The organism is Halorubrum gandharaense (assembly GCF_054654575.1).
This window is the reverse complement of record NZ_BAAIET010000002.1, coordinates 1104586-1125747: the sequence shown is the minus strand read 5'-3', so window position 1 is coordinate 1125747 and position 21162 is coordinate 1104586. Positions and strand designations below refer to the sequence as shown.

The window sequence follows — 21162 nt, the reverse complement described above, 5'->3', positions numbered from 1 at the left end:
GGACTTCCGCTGAGGGGAAGGTCTACGCGGACCGGAGGTCTACGCCGTCCCGGAGAACTCGCCGGCGTGGTCTCCGTCGCCCGTTGTCGAGGAAGTCGGCCCCTCGTCGGGTGACGCGACACCGCCAGCCTCGGACCGTTCGCGCTCGGCGGCGTCCGTCAGCTCGCGGTAGAACACGACGGTGAACGCCGCGAACAGGCCGCCAAACAGCGTCATGAAGACGACCGTCCCCGCGGATCCGAGCAGTGCGGGCACGAGGTCGGGCGCGGGAGCGGGCTGGCCCGGTTCGGTGGCGGTTGGGAACGCGAGGATGATCAGCAGACTGTACAGCCCGCCGATCACCGCGCCGGCGATGGTCGAGAGCACGGCGTAGAGGCCAACCGGCAGGAGGTTGTTGCGAACGACCTCGACGCTTCGGGAGAGCCCGGCGACCGCACCAACGTCCTCGACGACGATGGCGTGAGCACAGAAGTGGAGCGCGAAGATCACGACCAGCATCGCGAGCACGAGCAGGAGCATGGCGCCGCCGCCAATCACGAGCGCGGCCGGCCCGGCGCCGCCCGCAAAGAGGATGGCGAACATCGCGATGGCAGCGATCACGATCAGGATCCCGAATCCGATCGTCACCGCGGTCACGAACAGGTACGCACCCAGCACGGAGACGTAGTACGATTTTGCGTGGGTCACGAACCGGCCGAGGGACGTTGGTCGCCCGCGGTCGGCGTCGTTCACCATGCCGAGCGCGCCGGCGTACACTGCCGGCGTGATGAACAGCAGGATCAGCGAGAACCCGAGCGACGCGACCGCGCCTGCCATCGGACCGAGCATCTCGGCGAATAGCTGGGGAATCTGGAGCACGGCGTACGCCGCGAACGGGACGAACAGGACGGGATAGTCGGCCAGATGACCGATGGCCCGTCGGAGGGACTTGATGATGACCATATCGTCGCTCCTCCGGGACAGTACTTAAAACCTGCCGGATAGCTGCCGATCGGGTATATAGTGACTGAACAGTCAGTCACCAGTGAGTCGTGCCGTGGTCACTCCTGGCTTGCCGGGCCGTCGGCACTCTCCGCACCGCCGTTCTCGTGCCCGTCGCCCTCCGCGCTGCCCTCCGTATCGCCACCCGCGCTGTCCGCCGCGAGGAGGCGGTCGAGGTGCACGTCAAGCGCTCGGCGCGTCTCCTCGATGGGGAACGCCTCGTACGTCGTGAGTCTGCGCATGCGTGCGCCGAACACCGTTGAGACGAGCAGTTCGGCCTCCAGTTCGGGGTCGAGCTCCGGGTCGAACGTGCCGTCCTCGATGCCGCGCCGGATGATGTCAGCGACGGTCCCTTTTACCGTCCGGTCGACCTTCGCGTACTGCTCGCGGAACTGGTCGTCGTGTTGGGCCTCCCCGCGGAGGTCGAACAGCGCCGTCTGTACCTGCCGCCGCTCCGCGGGCAATTCGGCGGGCAACAGCACGTCCACGAGCGCGCGAAGCTGGGTCGCCGGCGCCGTCGTCTCCAGCTCGATCTCGCGGTGAAGCTGGTCGAGCGCGTAGTCAAGAAACCCGGTCAGGAGGTCCTCCTTGCCATCGTAGTGGTAGTACAGCAGCGACTTGCTCTTGGGAAACTCGTCGGCGATCGCCTGCACGGTGAGACCGCCGTACCCCTCGCTCGCCAGCGCACGGTAGGTCGCTAGCATGATCTCCTCTTTTAATGGGTCGACCTCCGAGTCGGCGTCGGCCATCTACGCCGCCACCTCCACGGTCGCCGTACGGGCTCGCATCGGTGCGAAGCAGCCGGTCCACGGGGATAACGCTGCGGGTTCGCCGGCGTTTGCCGGCGTTCGTCGACCCTCTGGTCTCGTCAGTGGACGCCACGGACGGCAGCGATCGAGGGACTCCGTGGCCGTTGGCGAGTGTTTTAAGAGACCTCCCTGATTCGGATTCGCATGACCGTTGCCGGGACCCCCGTCGAGGCGCTCGTCGTGTTCGCGCTGATCGGCGTCGCGCTCGCGCTGTTCGTCTCGGAGCTGATCCCCAACGACGTGACCGCCATCGGCATCGTGGTCGCGCTGGCGGCACTGGAGCCGTGGACCGGCGTCGGGGCGCGCGGCGCCATTTCCGGGTTCGCCAACACCGCGACGATCACGATCGTCGCGATGTACATGTTGAGCGCCGGCATCCAGAACACCGGACTGGTCCAGCGACTCGGCGTCCACCTCGCGGCGTTCACGCGCGGCGACGAGCGTCGGGCGCTGATCGCGACCGTCTGTACGACCGGCCCCATCGCCGGCTTCATCAACAACACGCCGGTGGTCGCCGTTTTCATCCCGATGGTGACGGACCTGGCGCGCAAAAGCGGCGTCTCGCCGTCGAAGCTCCTGCTGCCGCTCTCGTACGCCGCGATCCTCGGCGGGACGCTCACCCTCATCGGCACCTCGACGAACCTGCTCGCCAGCGAGTTCACCGCCACGCTGCTCGACCGCGGGCCGATCGGGATGTTCGAGTTCAGCGCCGTCGGCCTCCTCGTGCTCGTCGTCGGAACCGTCTACTTGCTCACGATAGGCCGGCGACTCACCCCCGCACGGATCCCCGTCGACGCCGACCTCGTCGAGGAGTTCGACCTGGAGGATCACCTGTTCCAGCTTCGCGTTCGTGAGGAGTCGGCGCTGATCGGCGAGCCGGTCGACGCCGTCGAGGCGGCCGCCGACGATGCCGTGAGCGTCCTGCGCCTCCGGCGGGACGGAGAGTCGTTCCTCGGGGCCGAAACCGACCGCCGGATCGAGGCGGGCGACGTCCTCGTCGTTCACGGCCCGATTCAGGCGGTGCGCCGGCTTCGTGACCGTGCGGGGCTCGGACAGATCGCTACCGAGTCGGTCACCGAGGACACCTTCGAGGGCGAGGAGACCTCGGACACGCTCGCAAAGGCGGTCGTCCCCGACGACTCCGCGTACGTCGGCGAAACGCTTGCGGAAACCGGTCTCGACACGTTCCACCGCACGACCGTCCTCGCCGTTCGCCGTGAGGGCAACCTGATCCGAACGGAACTGGACGACGTTCGGCTTGAGCCCGGCGACCTCCTGTTGGCCCAGACCACTGCGGACTCGATCGCGTACTTCTCGGGGAGCGGCGACCTGATCGTCTTCGAGGAGGAGGCGTTCGACCAGCTCCTCGAACAGCCGGCCGAGGAGGTGGCGCCGCTGTCCCCCCGGATGCCGGTTGCGGTGGGGATCATGGCGGCCGTGGTCGGGAGCGCGGCGTTCGACATCCTTCCCATCGTGATCGCCGCACTGGGCGGGGTGTTCGCGATGATCGTCACCGGCTGTCTCTCCTCGGCGGACGCCTACGACGCCGTCTCCTGGAACGTCATCTTCCTGCTTGCCGGCGTCATCCCGCTGGGGCTCGCGATGGATGAGACCGGCGGCGCCGCGCTGATCGCCGAGACGCTGGTGGCGACCGAGGCGTTTCTCCCACTGCTTGCCGTGTTGCTGTTGTTCTACGTCGTCACCGGACTGCTGGCGAACGTCATCACCCCCGTGGCGACGGTCGTGTTGATGATCCCGGTTGCGGTCGACGCCGCCATCCAGCTCGACGCTAACGCGTTCACGTTCCTCCTTGCGGTGACGTTCGCCGCCGCGACCTCGTTTATGACTCCCGTCGGGTACCAGACCAACCTGATGGTGTACGGCCCCGGCGACTACGAGTTCACCGACTTCGTTCGAGTCGGCGGACCGCTACAGCTCATGTTGGCAGTCGTGACGACGGTCGCCATCGCCTGGCTGTGGGGGCTGACGTAGGGCGCTCGCCGGCGTGGTTCATGGGGGGTGGTCCGTCGGTGTACGACGGCGCCTCGACCACTCGGGGCGCCGGCCAGACGCAGGGATCGGCCACAATACTGAAACGACCCACGTCCGTCGATCGACCCGTCCGAATCGTCCACCCTACCGGCGGGTGCGACGTGGGCGCACAGCCCCCGTAAATTTCCATCCATGGCACTCGGAGGTGTTGCACTCGCGACCGACTTCGCCGTCCTGATAGTCGCCGCCACGGTGTTGAGCTACCTGGCGAAGCTGACCAAACAGCCGACCATCGTCGCGTACGTCCTCACCGGCGTCGTAGTCGGTCCCATCGGGCTCGGTATCGTCGCCGAGGGGGAGCTGATAGACGTGATCGCCGAGCTCGGACTCGGCTTCCTGCTGTTCCTGCTCGGGATCAAAATGCGGTTTTCCGACATCCGGGAGATCATGCGGCCCGTCGCCGTTATCGCCGTCGGGCAGGCGCTGTTGCAGGCGGTTGCGTCCACGGGCGTCGCGCTCCTGCTCGGATTCTCGCTGTTCCAGTCGCTGATGATCGCGCTGGCAACCACCTTCGGCGCGACGCCGATCATCGTGAAGGTGCTCGGCGACAAGGACGACCTCAAGGAGCTGTACGGCAAGGTCGACGTCGGCGTCCTGATCTTTCAGGACCTCTATCTCGTCGTCGCGCTGGCGATCCTCGCGGTCGGCGCCGTCGGTGACGCCGGCCAGATCGCCGCCAGCATGGGGCGCGTGTTCCTGCTGATGGCGCTCATCGGCGTCGTCGCCTATCTGGCGAGCCGCTACTTCATGCCGACGCTGCTGCGGGCGAGCGCCGCCAACGAGGCGACACTGTTCGCGCTCGGCGTCGCGTGGGCGTTCGTCTTCATCTACGTCGCCGAGACGCTCGACCTCTCCGTGGAGATCGGCGCGTTCCTCGCCGGGCTCGCGCTGGCACAACTCCCGTACAGCACGGAGCTCCGCGAGCGAATGCGCCCCGTGACGGACCTGTTCATCGCCGTGTTCTTCGCGAGTATCGCGCTCGGGATGGAGGTCGAATCGCTGCTGGAATACTGGCAGGAGGCAGTCATCGCCTCCGTGCTGCTGATCGCGATCAACTCCCTCATCGTCTTCGGGCTGTTCTACAGCCAGCGGTTTGCCGTCGAGACGAGCTTCCTCGGGACGATCTCGATGCTGCAGGTGTCGGAGTTCTCGCTGGTGCTCGGCGCACTCGCGCTCGACCAGGGGTTCATCGAGGAGGGGATCCTCGGCTTCCTCAGCCTGATGGCGCTGATCACGATGCCGGTCTCCACCTACTACGTGCTGTACAACCGTCGCATCTACGCCGCCGTCGAGCCGTACCTCCGGCCGCTTGAACGCGACGACCCCATCGAGACGGACCCGCTCACCTACCGGGACCACGCCGTCATCGTCGGCTACGACCGGTTCACGCGGCCGGTCGCCGACGAGCTCGCTGGCCGCTTCGAGGACGTGGTCGTCGTCGAGAACCGTCGCGATCCGGTCGAGGAGCTCCAAGAGAGCGACCTCGACCTCGTCTTCGGTGACCCGCGCCACGGCGAGATTCGCGCGGACGCCAACGTCGAGTCGGCCGACGTGCTCGTGAGCGCGGCCGACCGCACCGACGTGAACCGCCGACTGGTCGAGGCGGCCGACGGCGATGCGGTGACCGTGGTGACGGCGCCCGATGCGGCCGCCGCGGAGACGCTCACCGACGCCGGCGCCGACTACATCGTGCGCGAGCGAGAGCTTGTCGGCGAAGTCGTCACCCGGATCGTCACCGACCTCGACGCCGGCAGGGATGCCGCAACCGACCGGTTCGGCGACGGCGTCCGCTCGCTGTCGACCGACGGGGCGACGACCGGCGGAGGGGGGACTAACGGGGCGGCGACCGACGGGGGGTCGCCCGGAACCGGTGCCTGCGACGCACTCGGAGGTGAGACCGATGTATGAAACCCTGTTTGCGCTGACGACGATCTTCGCGGTGGCGGCAGCGCTGCTGCTCGTCGCCGCCCGATTCGACCTCCCGGTGATCCCCTTCTATCTCCTTGCAGGGGCGCTGTCGGGGGTCGTCATCGACGAGGCACGGCTGTTCGACTTGGCCCAGTGGGGGATCGCGTTCATCGTCTTCCTGTTCGGCGTCCACGTCGACCTCGAATCGGTCGCAGCCCGCGAGCGCGCCGGCGTCGGGGTCGCCGTGGTCCAGGCCGTTCTCATCGGGTCGCTCGGCTATCTCGTGGCCACGGTTATCGGACTCGGCCCGCTCAACGCCGTCTACTTCGCGGTCGCCGCCGGGCTCAGCTCCTCGCTGGTCGCCGCGAGCTACCTCGACCAGCGCGACGGGATCCGCCCCACTCACCGGCGGCTCTCGGAGGCCATCCACTTCACCGAGGACCTGCTCGGCGTCGCCGTCGTGGTGGCGCTCGGCGCGTTCGTGTACGCCGACATCGCCGCACCCGTCCAAATCCTCATCGGCGCTGGCATCCTCCTCGGCGGACTGCTGGTGCGCTACCTGCTGTTCCACCGGCTCACCGCGCTGGTCCGTGATGACCCGGAGGTGCTGATGATGCTCGGCTTCTCGCTCGTCATCGGCTTCATCGCGCTGGCGGAGGCCGCCGGGCTCTCGATCGTCGTGGGGGCGTTCGCGGCGGGCGTCGCCGTCGCCGACGACTACCCGCACTCGCTGGCGCTCGTGGACACGCTTCACGACCTGCGGGACTTCTTCGCGCCCGTCTTCTTCGTCACGGTGGGTGCGCTGTTGACTGTCCCCACGGTTGCCACCGTCGGCTACACGGCGGCGCTCCTGTTCGGCGTGCTCTTCGTCAACCCGCTGATCGTGACCCTGTTGGCGCTCCGCGTGGGCTACGACGGCCGAACCGCCGTCTACACCGCCGCGGCGCTCGACCACGTGAGCGCGTTCAGCCTCTTCATCGCGATCGAAGCGATCGACGCCGGACTGATCGCGCGACCGCTGTTCGACGCGATCGTCTGGACCGCCGGCATCTCGATGGTGGTGTCGGCGTACGGCGTCGCGCGGGCGCCACGAATCCACCGGCTCCTCCGACGGTCGGGGCTCGTCGACATCGTCGGTACGGTGCCGAACGGCCACACGAGCGTCCCCGATGACCTCTCGAACCATGTGATCGTCGTGGACCACCGACACGGCGGCGACACCGTGTTGAGCGCGTGTGCGGACAGCGACCGGGGGCTCGTGGTCGTCGAGGACGACCCGACCGTGATCGACGCGGTCACCGAGCGGTGTGACGGCTACGTGTACGGCGACCTGCTCGACGACCGGGTCTGGGAGCGGGCGAACCTCGCGGACGCCGGGCTCCTCGTCTCGCTGGCGCCCGAGGCCGACCGCGCCGAGGTGGTCGCGGAGCTTGACACGGACGTGCCGCGGGTCGTTCGCGCGGACGACGAGGCGCTCGCCGACCGGCTGCTGGACGCCGGCGTCGAGACGGTCGTCGCCCCCGAGACGCTCGCCGCCGACCGGCTAACCCGGAACCTCGACGCGGTGCTCGCCGGCGACCTCCCGCCGGACGGGCTCGGCAACGTCGACCGAGGCCCCACGGGGAGCGATGGAGGCTAAAACGTTCGGCTCCGACCGACCGGCGAGCCGACCGCCGGGGACCGAACCGTTTTCCGCCGGAATCCCCCAGAAGCCGTATGGACCTTTCCGTCGTCGACCTCTCGCCGGTGCCCCACGACGGCACCGCCGCCGACGCCTACGAGAACACGGTTGCCGCAGCGAAACAGGCCGAGTCACTCGGCTACTCGCGGTTCTGGGTCGCCGAACATCACGGGATGGCCGACCGCATCGCGGGGACGACGCCCGAGGTGCTGCTCGGCAACCTCGCGGCCGAGACCGACGCGATCCGGATCGGATCGGGTGCCGTGCTGCTCAACCACTACGCCCCGTTCAAGGTCGCCGAGGCGTTCGGGACGCTTGATGGGCTTGCTCCCGGCCGAGTCGACGCCGGCCTCGGCCGCGCCAACGGCTCGCCGGCGTCCGATCGCGCGCTCGGTACCGACCGACGCGTCGAGAACCCCGACGCCGACCACACCGAGCGGGTGAAATCCGTCGTGAATCACCTCCACGACGCGTTTCCCGAGGACCACGCCTACGCCGACCTCACCGTGCCGCGGGCGGACGGCGAGCCCCCGAGACCGTGGGTGCTCGGCTCCAGCACCGGCAGCGCGACCATCGCCGGGGAGCTCGGGATGCGGTTCTGTTTCGCGGCGTTCATCCGGCCGTCGTTCGCCGAGCACGCCTTCGAGGCGTATCGCGAGGTGTTCGACCCCGACGCCGGCGTGCCGGGCGGCGTCGACGAGCCGACCGGCATGGTGGCCCAGAACGTCGTCTGTGCGGAGACCGACGCCGAGGCCGCCCGGCTGCGGGCGGTCGCGGAGGCCACCTTCGCCCGAATGGCCCGCGGCGAGATCGGCTCGACCCCGACCGTCGAGGAGGCGATCGACGAGCTCGGCGGCGTTCCCGACCCGACCCCGCGGACGCTCGACGACGGCGAGTGGCCCCGCGCGATCTCCGGGAGCCCGGAGACCGTCGCCGGCCTCCTCGACCAGCTGGCGGACCGCGTCAGCGTCGACGAGATGATGATCCAGCACACGCTTGCGGACCCCGAAACCGCCCGACGCTCACACGAGTTGATCGCCGAGGGCGTGGGCTTGACGCCGCGGTAACCGGCCCCCTCCCGGTGGAATTTCTAGGAATTCTACAATTTTACAGCACCCGGCGTCAGGCGTCATCGTCGTCCACTGCTCCGGTCGTTTCTTCCGAGCCGTGGTTCACGAGCGGGCTGTCGTCGTTCGCGCAGTCGGGTCGTCCGCAGACGCCCGCATCCGCGCCGGCGCGCTCGACGCCGGGGGCAAGCTGACGGATCTCGAAGTCGGCGTTGTGGCCCGTGTTCGACTCGTGGGCCGCGACCGCCTCGCGGCCGCGGCGGAGTCCGTCGAACGTCTCCGTGTAGTCGCAGTCGGCACACGTGACGGCCACGGCGGAGCGTCTCCGGCTTCGGGTCACGCCGCGCCCTCTAGCACTGCGGCGAGCGCGTCCATGGTCGTGTCGACCCGCTCCACCCGGGCGTTGTGTCCCATGTGTCCCACGCGGAGCACGTCGTTGGCGAGGTCGGCGAGCCCGGTGGCGAGCAGCACGTCGTGCTCCTCGTGAAGCCGGGATTGGAGGGTTTCAGCTCGTTCCGGCACGTGAAACGCGGTGACCGTCGGCGAGCTCCGCTCGGGGTCGGGGAACGGCTCCAGCCCCAGTTCCGCGCCCCGCTCGCGACATCGTGCCGCGGCCGTCTCGTGGCGCTCGTGGACCGCTGCGACGCCCTCATCCACGATGAGCCCCAGCGCCTCGTCGAGCGCGACGACCTCCGTCGTCAGGTGGGTGTACGGGAACCCCTCGCTGGTGTCACGCCACGGCAGGAAGTTGGTGTACAGCGAGTGGGGCTCCCGAGTCTCCATCGCGTCCCACGCGCGCTCGCTGATCGCCGCCGTGGTGAGCCCTGGCGGCGCGCTGAAGCACTTCTGTGAGGCGCCGAGACAGACGTCGATCCGGTCGGTCGGCACGGGCGTGCCGCCGAGCGAGGAGACGGCGTCCACCACGGTAAGCACGTCGTGCTCCGCGAACAGCTCCAGCGCCGGCCCGAGGTCGTTGAGCGTCCCCGTTGGCGTCTCACAGTGGACCATCGTCGCCACGTCGAACGACCCCGATTCGAGCGCGTCGGCCGCCGCCTCAACGGGCAGCGGGTCGTCGTAGTCGGTCGTCACGAGCGTCGGCTCGCCGCCGTAATCCGCGACGAAATCTGCGAAGCCGTCGCCGTAGAGCCCGTTGGAGAGACACAACACCTCGGTGCCGGGTTCGACGAGCGAGGCGACGGCGGCCTCCAGCCCGAGGATCCCCTCCCCGCCCGGAACGACGATGTCGTGGTTCGGAAGACCGCCGTCGTCGCCGTGGTCGCCGGCGATGCCGCCGCCATACACCGTCGCCAGTCGCTCGGTCACCCGGTCGTATATCCGAGCGAACCGGAGGTCGACATCGGGGTTGATCAGCTCCCGGCTCATCGCCTCGCGGACGGGTTCTGGGACCGCCGTCGGTCCCGGCGTCATCAGCATGGCTCGTGGTTGGTGGCTGTCCGGAAATAGGTTGCAGTGACTCGGCTCAATCCCGTGACAGACGGCCTGTTCTGCCCTGACTTCGGTCTACACTGAACGTTCGATGAGTGACTGCGGGAGTGGGTGTTGCAATTCGTCGCCGGCGAGGTGATATATAAACGGCAGAGGCTGGAAGTGACGCTCTACTTATAAATGGAGGCGCGGTGCGGTGGCGCGCCCGGCGAGCGCCCCGCGGGCGCTCGTCGGCGCGCGAGGGAGTCGTCGCCGCAGGCGACGACGAGGCTGGGGAGGCGTGAGGTGCGGTTGCGGGGCGGTGCGGGGTGGGACTCAAAGGGGCAGCCGGCTCCGGGAAGACGGGCGACGCAAGCACTTATCAGGGCGTCGGGCGGTGCGGAGAGACGCCCTGAAAAGCGCGCAGCAAGCCCCTCGACCGGAGCCGGCTGGGGCTTTTGCAGGCGGTCCTCACGTGTGCAGCGCCAGCGACTCACTGACCAAACACTCCTTATAAAGAGAAACCAACCCCACCCACGCCCACTCATAAACGCCACCTCCAATCACGTACAACACCTACTCCCGCCATCGCTCAAGAAGCAGTTTCTTTCGACCGGCTGTCCCAGACGAAACCGTGTCTGAAAAGGGGAATGTGAACCGAGCCGTCGGAGTCGGGCCCGACCAAGGGAGTCGACGCGAGCAGCTCGGAACCGGTCTCAATCCGACCGCCAGGGACCACCGATCTCGCCGCGTCGCTCGGTTTCGGCGACGCCGTCCTCGAAGACGGAGATTCGACCGGTCTCCTCGCTGAGGGTGACCGTCGCGACGACCTCCGGCCGGACGGAGGTCTCGATCGCGCTCATGTGACGCGACCCCATCCACGGCTCGTAGTCCACCTCGTCGACGAGGTCCGACTCCTCCGAGCGCGTCGCCAGATCTCGGAAGCGCACCATCTGCGGCTCGATCTCGCCGTCGACCGCGACGACGATTCCGCCGTCGCAGGTGACGCCCACCTGGTCGGCGGCGTCCATGAGCGCGTCCTCATTGAAGACGCTCCGGCAGCGGTCGACCGGCCACTGGTTCTCGCCCATCGGGTCGGCATAATCGCCGTACTCGCGGTCGGCGACGACGGCGAAATAGAGGCCGGGGCCTTTCACGTGGGGCTCGTCCCAGCCGTCGAACGCGATGCTCACGGACTCCGCACAGTAGCGCAGGCGCTCGACGATCTCGCGAACGCCGTCGTGTTCACCGTAGTCGATGGCGAGCCGGCTCACTCGTCGGCACCCCCTCGGGAGGACGACCGAAACGAAACGTGGTCAGCGTGCATGCCTGAACAGTTGAGTGGGTGGCACTTAAGCGCAGGCGGGACGGGGCGGCGCCGTCGCTCGCGGTCGTTGATGTCGCCCGCAACACTAACGTCCGGTCTCATCTCCGGCGGCATGCCGCGTCGACCGGGAAACCCTCGTGGCGGGCGGCCGCCTACGCGGCGGCGGGCGAGTCGCCGGCGAACCGACGACCGGTATGTCGCGTGCCCGGGTTCTCCGCATCCTCATTGCTCCCATCCGGGAATACTCGGGCGGGGACTTGAGGCACGCAAACGAGGGTAGCGCGTCGACGCGGTTAAAAGGTCCGTCGCGCCGGCGGACGACGGCGGGCGCCCCGTCGCTCCGTGAACGACGCTACTCGCTCGACTCCCCTACTCGCCCTTTTCGCTGCCCGCGACCTGCACCGTGTCGGAGTCGCCGCTCTGCGGTTCGCTGACCGTCACCGGATCGACGCCACGTCGGTTGGCGTCGAACTCGGAGAGCCCGTACACCAGCCCGACGAGCGCGAGCACGCCGAGAGGAAGGAGCACGAACGGCGTGATACCCGTGTAGCCCCAGACGAGCAGGAGCACGACGACGACGATGCCGACCGTGACTGCGTAGTAGAACTGCGTGCGGACGTGGTCGATCAGGTCCGCCCCTGTGAACGTTGAGGAGAGCACCGTGGTGTCGGAGATCGGCGACGTGTGGTCGCCGAAGATGGCACCCGAGAAGATAACGCCGACCATCACCGCGACGAAGGTGTGGCCGTCGGCGCCGCCGCCGGAGATCTCCCACGCGACGGGGATCGCGATGGGCGTCATGATCCCCATCGTCCCCCAGGAAGTACCGGTCGAGAAGGCGATGAAGGCGGTAACGACGAGCACGAGCGCCGGGAGGATCTCCAGCGGCACCGTGCCGACGGTGAGCTCGGCGACGTACGCGCCCGTACCGAGCGCGCCGACGACCTCGCCGATACCCCATGCCAGCACGAGGATGGAGACGGCGGTGAGCATGATGCCGAACCCGTCGATCGTGTACTCCGTAGCGTCACCGACGCCGAAGATGCCGTGGAGCTTGCCGAGCACGAAGCCGGAGGCGACCATCGCGAACGAGCCGATCACCAGCGCGAGCGCGTAGTCGGCGTCGACCACGCTGTCCCACAGCATTCCGCTCGCGGCCTCGGCGTCCCAGAGGAACGTCCAGAGGTCGAAGCCGCCCGACCACAGCGCCGTGGCGACCGTGACGACGACCAGCGTCGCCACCGGGATGAAGAAGTTCGAGAGCCGGGGCGTCGACGCCGGCGGCTCGCCGAGGTCGGCGGCGACGTCCTGCATCGGGACGGCCTCGTCGCGGGTCACCTTCCCCGTCGTCCACGATCGGTGTTCCGCTTCCAGCATCTCGCCGTAGTCACGGCCCCAGAGGATGACGATGGCGACCATCACGATCGCCAGCAGGGCGTACATGTTGAACGGGATCGACGAGAGGAACACCTCGAACGTGCTGGGGTGGTCCTCGACGCCGGCGGCCTCGTAGCCGTCCCCGATCAGCGACAGTTGGAACGCGACCCACGAGGAGATGCCGATCGTGGCGACCGGCGCCGCCGTGGAGTCGACGATGTACGAGAGCTTCTCGCGGGAGATCCGGAGCTGGTCGGAGACGTCCTTCATCGCGGAGCCGACGATCGCCGTGTTGGCGTAGTCGTCGAAGAACATCACGAGCCCCAGTACCCACGCCGCGATGCCGGCCTTCTTGGGGGTGTCGAGCCGTTTGATGGCCCAGTCGCGGACGGCATATGTGCCGCCGAGGTTCCACACCATGGCGACCCCGGAGCCGAGCAGCAGCGTGAACACGAGGATCATCGCGTGGAAGTCGTCGGCCATGGCGGCGACGATCCAGTCGAAGGTCTGTACGATGCCGAGTCCCCCGGTGTAGATCACCGCTCCCGACCAGATGCCGAGAAACAGCGACAACACCGCCTTGCGGGTGACGATCGCCAACACGATCGCGAGCAACGGCGGGACGACTGATAGTGCGCCGAATTCGGACATAACCTGAGGATCCAACGCGTGAGCACATAAATGGGACCCACGATCCCGCTCAACAGCCGACCGTTTTTCGGGAAACCCTCGGGGTCGTCGACGGTTCGTCGCCGAAACGCCAACCACGCCGAGACCGACGAGCACGGCGGAATCGGCACGTATCCGAACGCACTTACGTGGCTGTGACCCAATGACGTGCAATGTCAGTACGAGTCGGTATTCTCGGCGCCACCGGCGCCGTGGGACAGCGGTTCATCCAGTTACTCGACGACCACCCGACCTTCGAGCTCGCGGCGGTCACCGCCAGCGAGTCCAGCGTGGGGCAGACGTACCGCGAGGCCGCCAAGTGGCGCGTCGACACGCCCATTCCCGACGACGTGGCGGAGATGGAGGTCGTCCCCACCAGTCCCGACGGCGTCGGTGACGCCGACGTTGACCTCCTGTTCTCCTCGCTTCCCTCGTCGGTCGCCGCCGAGGTCGAGCCGGCGTTCCTCGAACACGGCTACGTCGTCTCCTCGAACTCCTCGAACGACCGCATGGCCGAGGACGTGCCCCTGACGATCCCCGAGATCAACCCGGACCATCTCGACCTGATCGACATCCAGCGCGACGAGCGCGGCTGGGACGGCGCGCTCGTGAAGAACCCCAACTGCTCGACGATCACGATGGTGCCGACGCTCGCCGCACTCGACGAGTTCGGCCTCGAGACGGTCCACGTCACCACGCTTCAGGCGGTTTCCGGCGCCGGCTACTCCGGCGTCACCTCCATGGAGATCCTCGACAACGCCATCCCGCACATCGGCGGCGAGGAAGAGAAGATGGAGACGGAATCCCGCAAGCTGCTCGGCGAGTTCGACGGCGCCGAGCTCTCGATGCACGACGCCAGCGTCTCCGCGTCGTGTAACCGGATCCCGACGCTCGACGGCCACCTCGAAAGCGTGTTCGCAGAGCTCGAATCCGACCCCGACCCGCGCGACGTTCGCACCGCGTTCCGCAACTTCGAGGGGCGCGGCGACCTTCCCTCCTCGCCCGACCAGCTGATCAAGGTGTTCGGCAACGACGAGCCCGAGCGTCCCCAGCCCCGCCTCGACCGGATGTACGCCGGCGGGATGGGGATCGCCGCCGGCGGCGTCCAGCACACGCCCCAGGGTGTGAAGTACAACTGCCTCGCACACAACACGATCCGCGGCGCGGCCGGCGCCTCCCTGCTCAACGGCGAACTGCTCGTTGAGGAGGGGTACGTCTAGGGTCGTCGTTGACTCCTTCGACTTTTCTCGCCCGCCGTTTCGCTCTCCGTTTCGCTCACCATCTGCTGCCCCCCGCGGGAGTGACCACCGTTTGCCGCATTGCGGGCGTCGCACCGGGCTTTCGTGCCCGATAGTCGGAGCTCCGATGTGACGACGGCGACCGGCCCCTGATAAACCACAACGCGCGATACAGAATCAGGGTATCCGTCCCACTCTCGACCACCAATCGGCCGAACGGTCACGCCTTTGGGTGCCCGGTTCGAACCACACCACGATGCCGGTTTCCCCAACACAGATTGCCCTCGCGGCGAGTCTCCTCGCGCTCGCCGTCTTCGCACTCGCGCACGTCGACCGCGGTACCCTCAAAAAGCGCCTCCGGGAGCGGTTCGTCGCCGGCGTTCCGCTCGGGACGCTGGCGACGGTCGCCGTCGTCGTCGCCTTCTACCTGTTCGCCCAGAGTGGTCTGCGGCATCCGGACGCGCCCGTGGTGTACGCGTTCGTCTCGTGGTCGTACTTCTACCCGCTCGGCACCCTGACCGCGGGAATCGGCCACGGCGGCGCCGGCCACATCGTCTCGAACATGACGGGGACGCTGGTGCTCGCTCCCATCGCCGAGTACGTCTGGAGCCACTATCCCGGCGGTCGCTCGGCGTTTGAACGCCGGGCAGGGGGTGGAGGCCACGCCGGGCCGGGAGACGACGAGATCGACCCCGAACTCTGGCCCGAGCCGTCGACACGCCTTCGCGACCGCCCCCTCGTCCGGGCACTCGTCATCTTCCCCAGCGTCCTGTTCGCTCTCGCGCTGTTCACGTCCGCGTTCGCGCTCGGGCCGGGGATCGGCTTTTCGGGCGCGCTGTACGGGATCATCGGATTTGCGGTCGTCGCCAAGCCCCTCTGGGCGGCGCTCGGCGTGTTGGTCACCGCCGGCGTCTCGACGCTGTTCTCGGCGCTGACGAATCCCGTCGTCCGCGAGACGCTCGAAAGCGGCGCGCCCGCGCCGCCCTCGTGGGCCGGCGTCGGCTTTCAGGCGCACCTCCTCGGCTTTCTGGTGGGGGTGCTGCTCGCGATCGGACTGCTCCGAGCGCGTCGCCGGAGCCCGAACCCGGTTCACGTAGCGGCCGCCGTCTTCCTCGTCGGACTGGTCCAGTCGGTGTGGCTGGTCGCCGGCGGGGGCGGCGAGGAGTTCGTCATGTACCGGGGCGCGGGCGTGACGATGTTGGTCTGGCTCACGCTCGCCGTGGCGGTGGCCGCCGGCGGGAGTGACCGTCCGCTCTGGACGAGTCTGGTGCGGACCGACGACGAGGAGACCGAACGGCGGGTCGAGGGGATCGCGGACGCGCTCCTCACCGCGTGGCTCGCGATCGTCCTCATCGGGACCCTTGCGACGGTGGCCGCCGCCGCTGCAATGGAGGAAGCGGTCGTGCTCACGGCGATCCTCGCGGGCGCGATCGCGATCGTCCTCGCACTGCCGGTCGTTCCGACGCTGCTCTCACGTCGTGGAGACGGTGGCCCGACGACCCGTCGGGACGCCGCCGTGCTGGCGCTTGTGGCGTTCACCCTGCTGCTCTCACTCCCGATGGCGGCGTACGGGTTGGTCGTCGTCGACGACCCGACCATCGAGGAATCCGAGGCGGTCGAGGTGGGCGACTACACCGTTGCGTACGTTGCCGATGAACCCGCCGGCCAGTCGCTCGCGGTCGACGACGGCGGCCTAGACCTGTTTAACGCCACGAGTGACGGCGTGGTCGTGGCAAGCGACGACCGCGAAGTGTGGACCGTTGCCGAACGCCCGTCCGCTCTCGAACACGACGGAAACGCCACGGTCGTGGTCGGCGGCGTCGGCTGGCGCGAGACCGTCGAGGCCGAGCGTGTCGGGTGGACGGTACCGGGCGCTGACACCGCGTACGCGGTCGACCTGACCCACGACGAGGAAACCGTTCGGTCCTACGTGGGTGACCCCGAGCGCGCCGACGCTCGACTCGCAGGACACGAGTTCGCGGTCGCCCCCGGGGAGGACGGGTTCCTGGTTCGAGCGTTCGAGGGTGACGGCGAGGAGCCGGTCGGTGAAGTGCCGGTGCCCGCTGCGGGCGAAGTCGCGGTCCTCGACGGGTTTGAACTCCGGTTTGCCGAGGGCGAAGAAGATGGAGCCGCCGATCGGCTGATAGTCGAGCACGACGGCTCGGCAGTCGTGGTCGCGACTCGCGAGTAGGCAACGTTCCTCAAAAGCGCAGGAAAGCGGTAACGCCGTTTGCGGCGTTAGAACGTGATGATCTCGTAGCCGTCCGCAACCAGATCGCGGATGCTCGGGTGGCCGTCGAAGTCGTCGGCGCGCTCAAGCCCGGAGGCGTTGACCGGCTCGTCGACGCCGTACGCGCTCGCACAGTAGTCACACACCGCCGCATGCTGGCGGACCGACGTGTAGAGGTCGTGGTAGTCGTGGTCCGCGTCTTCGAGCTCCCCGACCCACTGGACGCCGGCGCCGTCAAACAGGAGCTCGACGTCGTCGTCCGCCTCGTCGAACTCGCGAACGGCTTCCATGGCGTTCACGACACGGCCGAGGTCGGACGCCTGTTCGGTGCCGGCATACACGATGATGGCTGCTTTCGTCATCTGTCTCCCGATTCGCTCCTTGCGCGGTTAAAAGGGCGGCGTGCGTGTGTCCGCGACGGACAACCGACGATCGCCGGCGAGCAGCGAGTCCGGTACGACGCCAGTCGACTCCCTACTCCTCGCGCGCGTCGACCACGCGCTCAGCGATCTCGTCGGCGTGGTCCGCCAGCACGCGAACCGCGGCGTCGTGGAACTCGCGCCCGGTCAGGTTGCGCACGTCGTGCTCGCGTCTGAGCACCGCCTCCACCTCGAACTCCGTATCGTCGAGCACGTCGACCGTCGACGACCGGAGGTAGAGGCTCTTTGCACCCGTTTGCTCGAACGCGAACGCCGGCGTGTCGAGCGGGGTCGAGCTCGCCGCCTCGCCGTCCGCGGGCCCGCCGGCGGACTGCTCGTCGTCGTTTTTGGAGTTCCGATCGGCGTCGTCAGCTGGCGGCGACTCCGTCGCGGATGACGACCTTTCGGCGGCAGCCTCATTGGCGGCGCCCTCGTCAGAATCCTCGGCGTCCATAGCGCTGCCGATCCCGCTAAAGCGGTTCTCGTCAGGCATCGACGCCCCCCTGTTCGACGACCGCGGCCAGTTCGTCCAGCCGGTCGACCATATCGCTGTCCGGGTCGTACTCCCGGAGCGTCTGCCCCTCGCGCCACGCCCGACTGAACGCGATCCGGTGGCGAATTCCGGGACCGGGCGAGTCGGCGTCGTCGAACTCCGTGGAGCGCGCGAACGACGGGAGCCGGTCCGCGAACGGCGACTCCTCGAGGTCCTCGATGATCCGCTTTTCCTCGTTGTTGCCCGACAGGTCGTTCGGGACGATGGCAAGGAGTTCGAGGTCGACCTCCTGGCTGATCGGCTGGAACTGGTGTTCCCACATGCGCTCGAAGCCGCTCACGCTCGGCTCGCTCATCAACAGCGGGACGACGACGTTGCCCGCGCCGATGAGCGACGCGTCCGAGAGCGGCCCGAGACTCGGCGGCGAGTCGATCACGACGTAGTCGTACTCCTCACGCAGCGGCTCGACGACCCGACGGCGCACCCACAGCATGCCGAACGTGGCGTTGCGGATCCGCTCTTCGGTCTCGTCGAGGTCGACGTGTGCCGGCACCACGTCGAACGACTCCCGCTCGTGAACGACCTCGCCTACCTCGATCGGGTCGTCCTCTTTCAGCACGTCTCCGATGTTGGGCTCCGCGCCCTCGTAGGCGTCCTTCAGGCCGACGCCCTCCGTGGCGTTGCCCTGCTGGTCGAGGTCGACGAGCGCCACCTCGTTGCCGCGCGCGGCGAGCGCGTCCGCGAGGTTGATGGCGAGCGTCGTCTTCCCGACGCCGCCCTTCTGGAGCGAGACGCTCACTGCCCGGCCCACGCTACGACACCTCCGAGCGGCTCGAATCGGCCGCCCGCCGTCGGTCTGTCTGTGTCCGCATCGTGGAGTTCCACACGGTCGGTACACTTGAAGATTCGTGAGACGGGTGCGATCGGTGGGATGTTCGAGCTGTTTAGAAAATTTACACATTTTAGAATTTGTGAAATTTCTACAGTTTGAGCCCTGCAGGGTGTTAGGCTCGCGGTCGTTCCGATTCAAAAGGCCACCACGATTGATGTCGGGAGTGAGTATTTCACTCAGCGTCATCGGTGACTACTTGTAAATGACCATCAACGATTCCGCTGCTCTCCTTTTAAACACCGGCTGCGGTCGGCGCGCGCGATAAACGCGCGCGAGGGAGGCGGCGGGCCGCCGCGGAGCGGTCCCGCGGCGGCCCGCCCGCCGAGGCTGGGGAGGGCTGAGGCTGTGGGTGCGGGGCGGGACTCAAAGGGGCAGCCGTTCCCGCCGCAGGCGGGAAACAGCGAGACGGTCCCCCGGACCGTCTCGCCCGTGGTCCGGGACGACGGGCGACGTAAGCACGTGCAGGGCGTCGGGCTGTGCGGAGAGACGCCCTGCAACGCGCGCAGCGAGCCCCTCGACCGGAGCCGCCTGGGGCTTTGGAGGTGTTTGTCGCCGTACTCACTCAAATAGTCACTATAAACGACTCACAACACCACCGCCGCCCCACTGATAAACCCCACATCCCCTCACCTGATACACGTACTCCCGACATCGGTCAAAACGCACGTTTTGCGACGGGCAGGTTCGGATCAGCTGGTAGCTGACAGTTTCCGCAGATCTCATCGTGAAACCGCCCGCCGATCACCGCACGCCAAGGAGCCCGCCGATCACCGCACGCCAAGGAGCCCGCCGATCACCGCACGCCAAGGAGCCCGCCGATCACCGCACGCCAAGGAGCCCGGCGACTACCGCTCTCGGCGCATCCATTCGCTGGCCTGTGGCTCCGCGGGGTCGGTGACGACTTCGACGAGCGATGGTCCCTCGTTGCGGCGTGCGGCGTCGACGGCGGGCGCAACTTCTTCTCTGTCGGTCACGCGATCGGCGGCAACACCCATTCCCTCCGCGATGGTCGTCAGGTCGAGGCCGGCGTCGGCCCAGCCGTACGTGCTTGGCTCGAAGCCGTAGGAGCGCTCGGCCTCCTCGCTGATGATCGCGTAGTCGTCGTTGTTGAGCGCCACCACCGTCACGTCGATTCCCTCCGCCGCGAGCGTGTGGAGCTCGTGGACGCACATCATCAGCCCGCCGTCGCCGGTGAGCGCGACCACGTCGCGGTCCGGATTCGCGAGTTTCGCGCCGATCGCCGAGGGGAGCCCGGTCCCCATCGTCGCCCACGACCCGGGGTTGACGTACGATGAGGGCCCCATCGCCGCGAACGAGACGAGCGTCCACAGGCGGAATCCCCCTGCGTCAGCCGTCACGATCGTCTCCGCGGGGAGCACGTCGCGCACCTCCGCAAGCACCTCCACGGATCGGAGGGGCTCGTCAGCGTCCCGCTCCTCCGCGAGCGCCGCGAACCGCTCGCTGTCGGCCTCTCGGACGGCGGCCGCTCGGGCCGGACCGCTCCCGTCGCCACTTCCCTCACCACCCTCGCCGCGCGCCGGCTGTTCGGGAAGCGATTTCGCGAGCGCGTGAAGGAAGTGGTCCGCGTCGGCGACGATGCCGAGGTCGGTGTCGTAGCCGAACCCCACGTCGTCGCCCGACAGCGTCGCGTGGACCAGCGTGTCCGGGAGCTCGACCGACCAGTTCGCGGTCGCCACCGCGTCGAGATCGGAGCCAACGACGAGTCCGGCGTCCGCCGACGAGAGCAGGTCGCGGAGTTCGGTGCTGGCCCCGCCACAGAGCACCCCCGCCGACAGCGGGTGGGTCTCTGGGAGCGTCCCCTTACCCTTGTACGTCGTCACCACTGGCGCGTCGAGCAACTCGGCCACCTCCCGGAGCGCGTCGCTCGCCCCCGATCGTCGGACGCCGCCGCCGGCGAGGACCACGGGCGAATCAGCCGACGTGAGCAGGTCGGCGGCGTCGGATACCGCAGACTCCGGAGCCGGCGGCGGCGGCGCGACCTCGCGGTCGCCGACCGCCGCCTGCGGTGTGCGGCTTGCGAGGAAGTCCTTGGGAATCCCCACCCGGACCGGACCCTGCGGATGTTCGCGCGCGGTGCGCATCGCCTCGGCGGCGGCCGGTACCGCGCCGGCCGCCGACTCCACGAGCACGTTCTCCTTGACGACGTTGTCGTAGGTGTCCGGCGGCGTTTCGTGGATGCCGTCGCCGCCGCGCACGTCACGTTCCGTCTCGACGGCGATGTGGACCATCGGGACGTTATCGTTCAGGGCGTTCTTCAGCCCGTTCATCGCGTTCATGTCTCCCGGGCCGGGGACGACGACGGTCGCCGCCATCGTACCGGGCGAGGACGACTCCGCGTATCCCCACGCCTGGTGGGTGACGGCAGTCTCGTGGCGCGCGACGACGAATCGGGCGTCGCGGTCGGCGAGCGCACGGTTGAGCGGGAGCGTCTGCTTGCCGGGGATCCCGAAGACGGTGTCGACGCCGCCCGCGAGCAGGCGGTCGACGACCGCCTCGCCCACGGTCGGCGGCTGGTCGGCAGCGGGTTCGTGTCCGTCCATGCGCGGTGGTCGACGCTCCAGCCCTTGAAACCA

Annotated in this window: 16 protein-coding genes; 6 read left to right on the top strand and 10 right to left on the bottom strand. The window is 68.2% G+C overall.

Going from position 1 to position 21162, the window contains the following annotated elements; genetic code table 11:
- Positions 1-39 precede the first annotated feature (39 nt).
- Positions 40-942: a DUF7847 domain-containing protein gene (locus ACYQ07_RS14675; RefSeq protein ID WP_459882865.1), complete on the bottom strand. Its 903-nt coding sequence runs from the start codon at positions 940-942 to the stop codon at positions 40-42.
- Positions 943-1040: 98 nt separating this feature from the next.
- A complete protein-coding gene (locus ACYQ07_RS14670; RefSeq protein ID WP_459882864.1) occupies positions 1041-1730 on the bottom strand; it encodes a TetR/AcrR family transcriptional regulator in 690 nt (229 codons plus the stop codon).
- Positions 1731-1934: 204 nt separating this feature from the next.
- Here ACYQ07_RS14670 and ACYQ07_RS14665 point away from each other — a divergent pair, with 204 nt between their 5' ends.
- The 4 genes from ACYQ07_RS14665 to ACYQ07_RS14650 all read left to right on the top strand — a co-directional run bounded on the left by ACYQ07_RS14665 (position 1935) and on the right by ACYQ07_RS14650 (position 8498).
- The gene (locus ACYQ07_RS14665; protein WP_459882862.1) at positions 1935-3782 is read left to right on the top strand and encodes an SLC13 family permease; all 1848 of its coding nucleotides are present in this window, start codon (positions 1935-1937) and stop codon (positions 3780-3782) included.
- A gap of 192 nt (positions 3783-3974) precedes the next feature.
- Positions 3975-5750 (top strand): cation:proton antiporter domain-containing protein, encoded by a 1776-nt coding sequence (locus tag ACYQ07_RS14660; protein WP_459882861.1) that lies wholly within the window; start codon positions 3975-3977, stop codon positions 5748-5750.
- Positions 5743-7389, top strand: coding sequence for a cation:proton antiporter domain-containing protein (locus ACYQ07_RS14655; RefSeq protein ID WP_459882860.1), 1647 nt, complete (start codon positions 5743-5745; stop codon positions 7387-7389). Before ACYQ07_RS14660 ends, ACYQ07_RS14655 begins: the two co-directional genes overlap by 8 nt.
- A gap of 77 nt (positions 7390-7466) precedes the next feature.
- Complete coding sequence (locus tag ACYQ07_RS14650) at positions 7467-8498, top strand: LLM class flavin-dependent oxidoreductase (RefSeq protein WP_459882858.1); 1032 nt, start codon at positions 7467-7469, stop codon at positions 8496-8498.
- A gap of 55 nt (positions 8499-8553) precedes the next feature.
- Here ACYQ07_RS14650 and ACYQ07_RS14645 read toward each other — a convergent pair whose 3' ends face one another.
- From ACYQ07_RS14645 to ACYQ07_RS14630, 4 genes are all read right to left on the bottom strand, one after another.
- Positions 8554-8811 carry a DUF7542 family protein gene (locus tag ACYQ07_RS14645; RefSeq protein ID WP_459882857.1) on the bottom strand — a complete coding sequence of 86 codons (258 nt, stop codon included), beginning with the start codon at positions 8809-8811 and terminating at the stop codon, positions 8554-8556.
- A 23-nt stretch (positions 8812-8834) separates the two neighbouring features.
- Positions 8835-9932: a pyridoxal-phosphate-dependent aminotransferase family protein gene (locus ACYQ07_RS14640; protein ID WP_459882855.1), complete on the bottom strand. Its 1098-nt coding sequence runs from the start codon at positions 9930-9932 to the stop codon at positions 8835-8837.
- Between the two features lie 707 nt (positions 9933-10639).
- A complete protein-coding gene (locus ACYQ07_RS14635) occupies positions 10640-11197 on the bottom strand; it encodes a hypothetical protein (RefSeq protein WP_459882854.1) in 558 nt (185 codons plus the stop codon).
- 422 nt (positions 11198-11619) lie between these two features.
- Complete coding sequence (locus ACYQ07_RS14630; RefSeq protein WP_459882853.1) at positions 11620-13278, bottom strand: Na+/H+ antiporter NhaC family protein; 1659 nt, start codon at positions 13276-13278, stop codon at positions 11620-11622.
- Between the two features lie 191 nt (positions 13279-13469).
- Between ACYQ07_RS14630 and asd the strand changes: the two genes are divergently transcribed.
- The gene (gene asd / locus ACYQ07_RS14625; RefSeq protein ID WP_459882851.1) at positions 13470-14516 is read left to right on the top strand and encodes an aspartate-semialdehyde dehydrogenase; all 1047 of its coding nucleotides are present in this window, start codon (positions 13470-13472) and stop codon (positions 14514-14516) included.
- A 274-nt stretch (positions 14517-14790) separates the two neighbouring features.
- Positions 14791-16725, top strand: a complete 1935-nt coding sequence (locus ACYQ07_RS14620; protein WP_459882849.1) for a rhomboid family intramembrane serine protease — start codon at positions 14791-14793, stop codon at positions 16723-16725.
- 47 nt (positions 16726-16772) lie between these two features.
- On the opposite strand, the gene ACYQ07_RS14615 is transcribed toward ACYQ07_RS14620, so the two are convergent.
- The 4 genes from ACYQ07_RS14615 to ACYQ07_RS14600 all read right to left on the bottom strand — a co-directional run bounded on the left by ACYQ07_RS14615 (position 16773) and on the right by ACYQ07_RS14600 (position 21129).
- The gene (locus ACYQ07_RS14615; RefSeq protein ID WP_459882848.1) at positions 16773-17126 is read right to left on the bottom strand and encodes a DsrE family protein; all 354 of its coding nucleotides are present in this window, start codon (positions 17124-17126) and stop codon (positions 16773-16775) included.
- Between the two features lie 112 nt (positions 17127-17238).
- Positions 17239-17676, bottom strand: a complete 438-nt coding sequence (locus ACYQ07_RS14610; RefSeq protein ID WP_459882847.1) for a DUF7970 domain-containing protein — start codon at positions 17674-17676, stop codon at positions 17239-17241.
- Complete coding sequence (locus tag ACYQ07_RS14605) at positions 17669-18487, bottom strand: ParA family protein (RefSeq protein ID WP_459882845.1); 819 nt, start codon at positions 18485-18487, stop codon at positions 17669-17671. The genes ACYQ07_RS14610 and ACYQ07_RS14605 overlap by 8 nt, the downstream gene beginning before the upstream one ends.
- Before the next feature lie 926 nt (positions 18488-19413).
- On the bottom strand, positions 19414-21129 hold the full coding sequence (locus ACYQ07_RS14600) for a thiamine pyrophosphate-binding protein (RefSeq protein WP_459882844.1): 1716 nt from the start codon (positions 21127-21129) through the stop codon (positions 19414-19416).
- Between the last annotated feature and the right edge of the window lie 33 nt (positions 21130-21162).

Bases quoted from the DNA above. Each gene is read 5' to 3' on its own strand.
- ACYQ07_RS14600 (WP_459882844.1), bottom strand. From the start codon at position 21,129: ATGGACGGACACGAACCCGCTGCCGACCAGCCGCCGACCGTGGGCGAG.
- ACYQ07_RS14610 (WP_459882847.1), bottom strand. From the start codon at position 17,676: ATGCCTGACGAGAACCGCTTTAGCGGGATCGGCAGCGCTATGGACGCC.
- ACYQ07_RS14640 (WP_459882855.1), bottom strand. From the start codon at position 9,932: ATGCTGATGACGCCGGGACCGACGGCGGTCCCAGAACCCGTCCGCGAG.
- ACYQ07_RS14660 (WP_459882861.1), top strand. From the start codon at position 3,975: ATGGCACTCGGAGGTGTTGCACTCGCGACCGACTTCGCCGTCCTGATA.
- ACYQ07_RS14615 (WP_459882848.1), bottom strand. From the start codon at position 17,126: ATGACGAAAGCAGCCATCATCGTGTATGCCGGCACCGAACAGGCGTCC.
- ACYQ07_RS14670 (WP_459882864.1), bottom strand. From the start codon at position 1,730: ATGGCCGACGCCGACTCGGAGGTCGACCCATTAAAAGAGGAGATCATG.
- ACYQ07_RS14630 (WP_459882853.1), bottom strand. From the start codon at position 13,278: ATGTCCGAATTCGGCGCACTATCAGTCGTCCCGCCGTTGCTCGCGATC.
- ACYQ07_RS14650 (WP_459882858.1), top strand. From the start codon at position 7,467: ATGGACCTTTCCGTCGTCGACCTCTCGCCGGTGCCCCACGACGGCACC.
- ACYQ07_RS14675 (WP_459882865.1), bottom strand. From the start codon at position 942: ATGGTCATCATCAAGTCCCTCCGACGGGCCATCGGTCATCTGGCCGAC.
- ACYQ07_RS14655 (WP_459882860.1), top strand. From the start codon at position 5,743: ATGTATGAAACCCTGTTTGCGCTGACGACGATCTTCGCGGTGGCGGCA.
- asd (WP_459882851.1), top strand. From the start codon at position 13,470: ATGTCAGTACGAGTCGGTATTCTCGGCGCCACCGGCGCCGTGGGACAG.
- ACYQ07_RS14665 (WP_459882862.1), top strand. From the start codon at position 1,935: ATGACCGTTGCCGGGACCCCCGTCGAGGCGCTCGTCGTGTTCGCGCTG.
- ACYQ07_RS14620 (WP_459882849.1), top strand. From the start codon at position 14,791: ATGCCGGTTTCCCCAACACAGATTGCCCTCGCGGCGAGTCTCCTCGCG.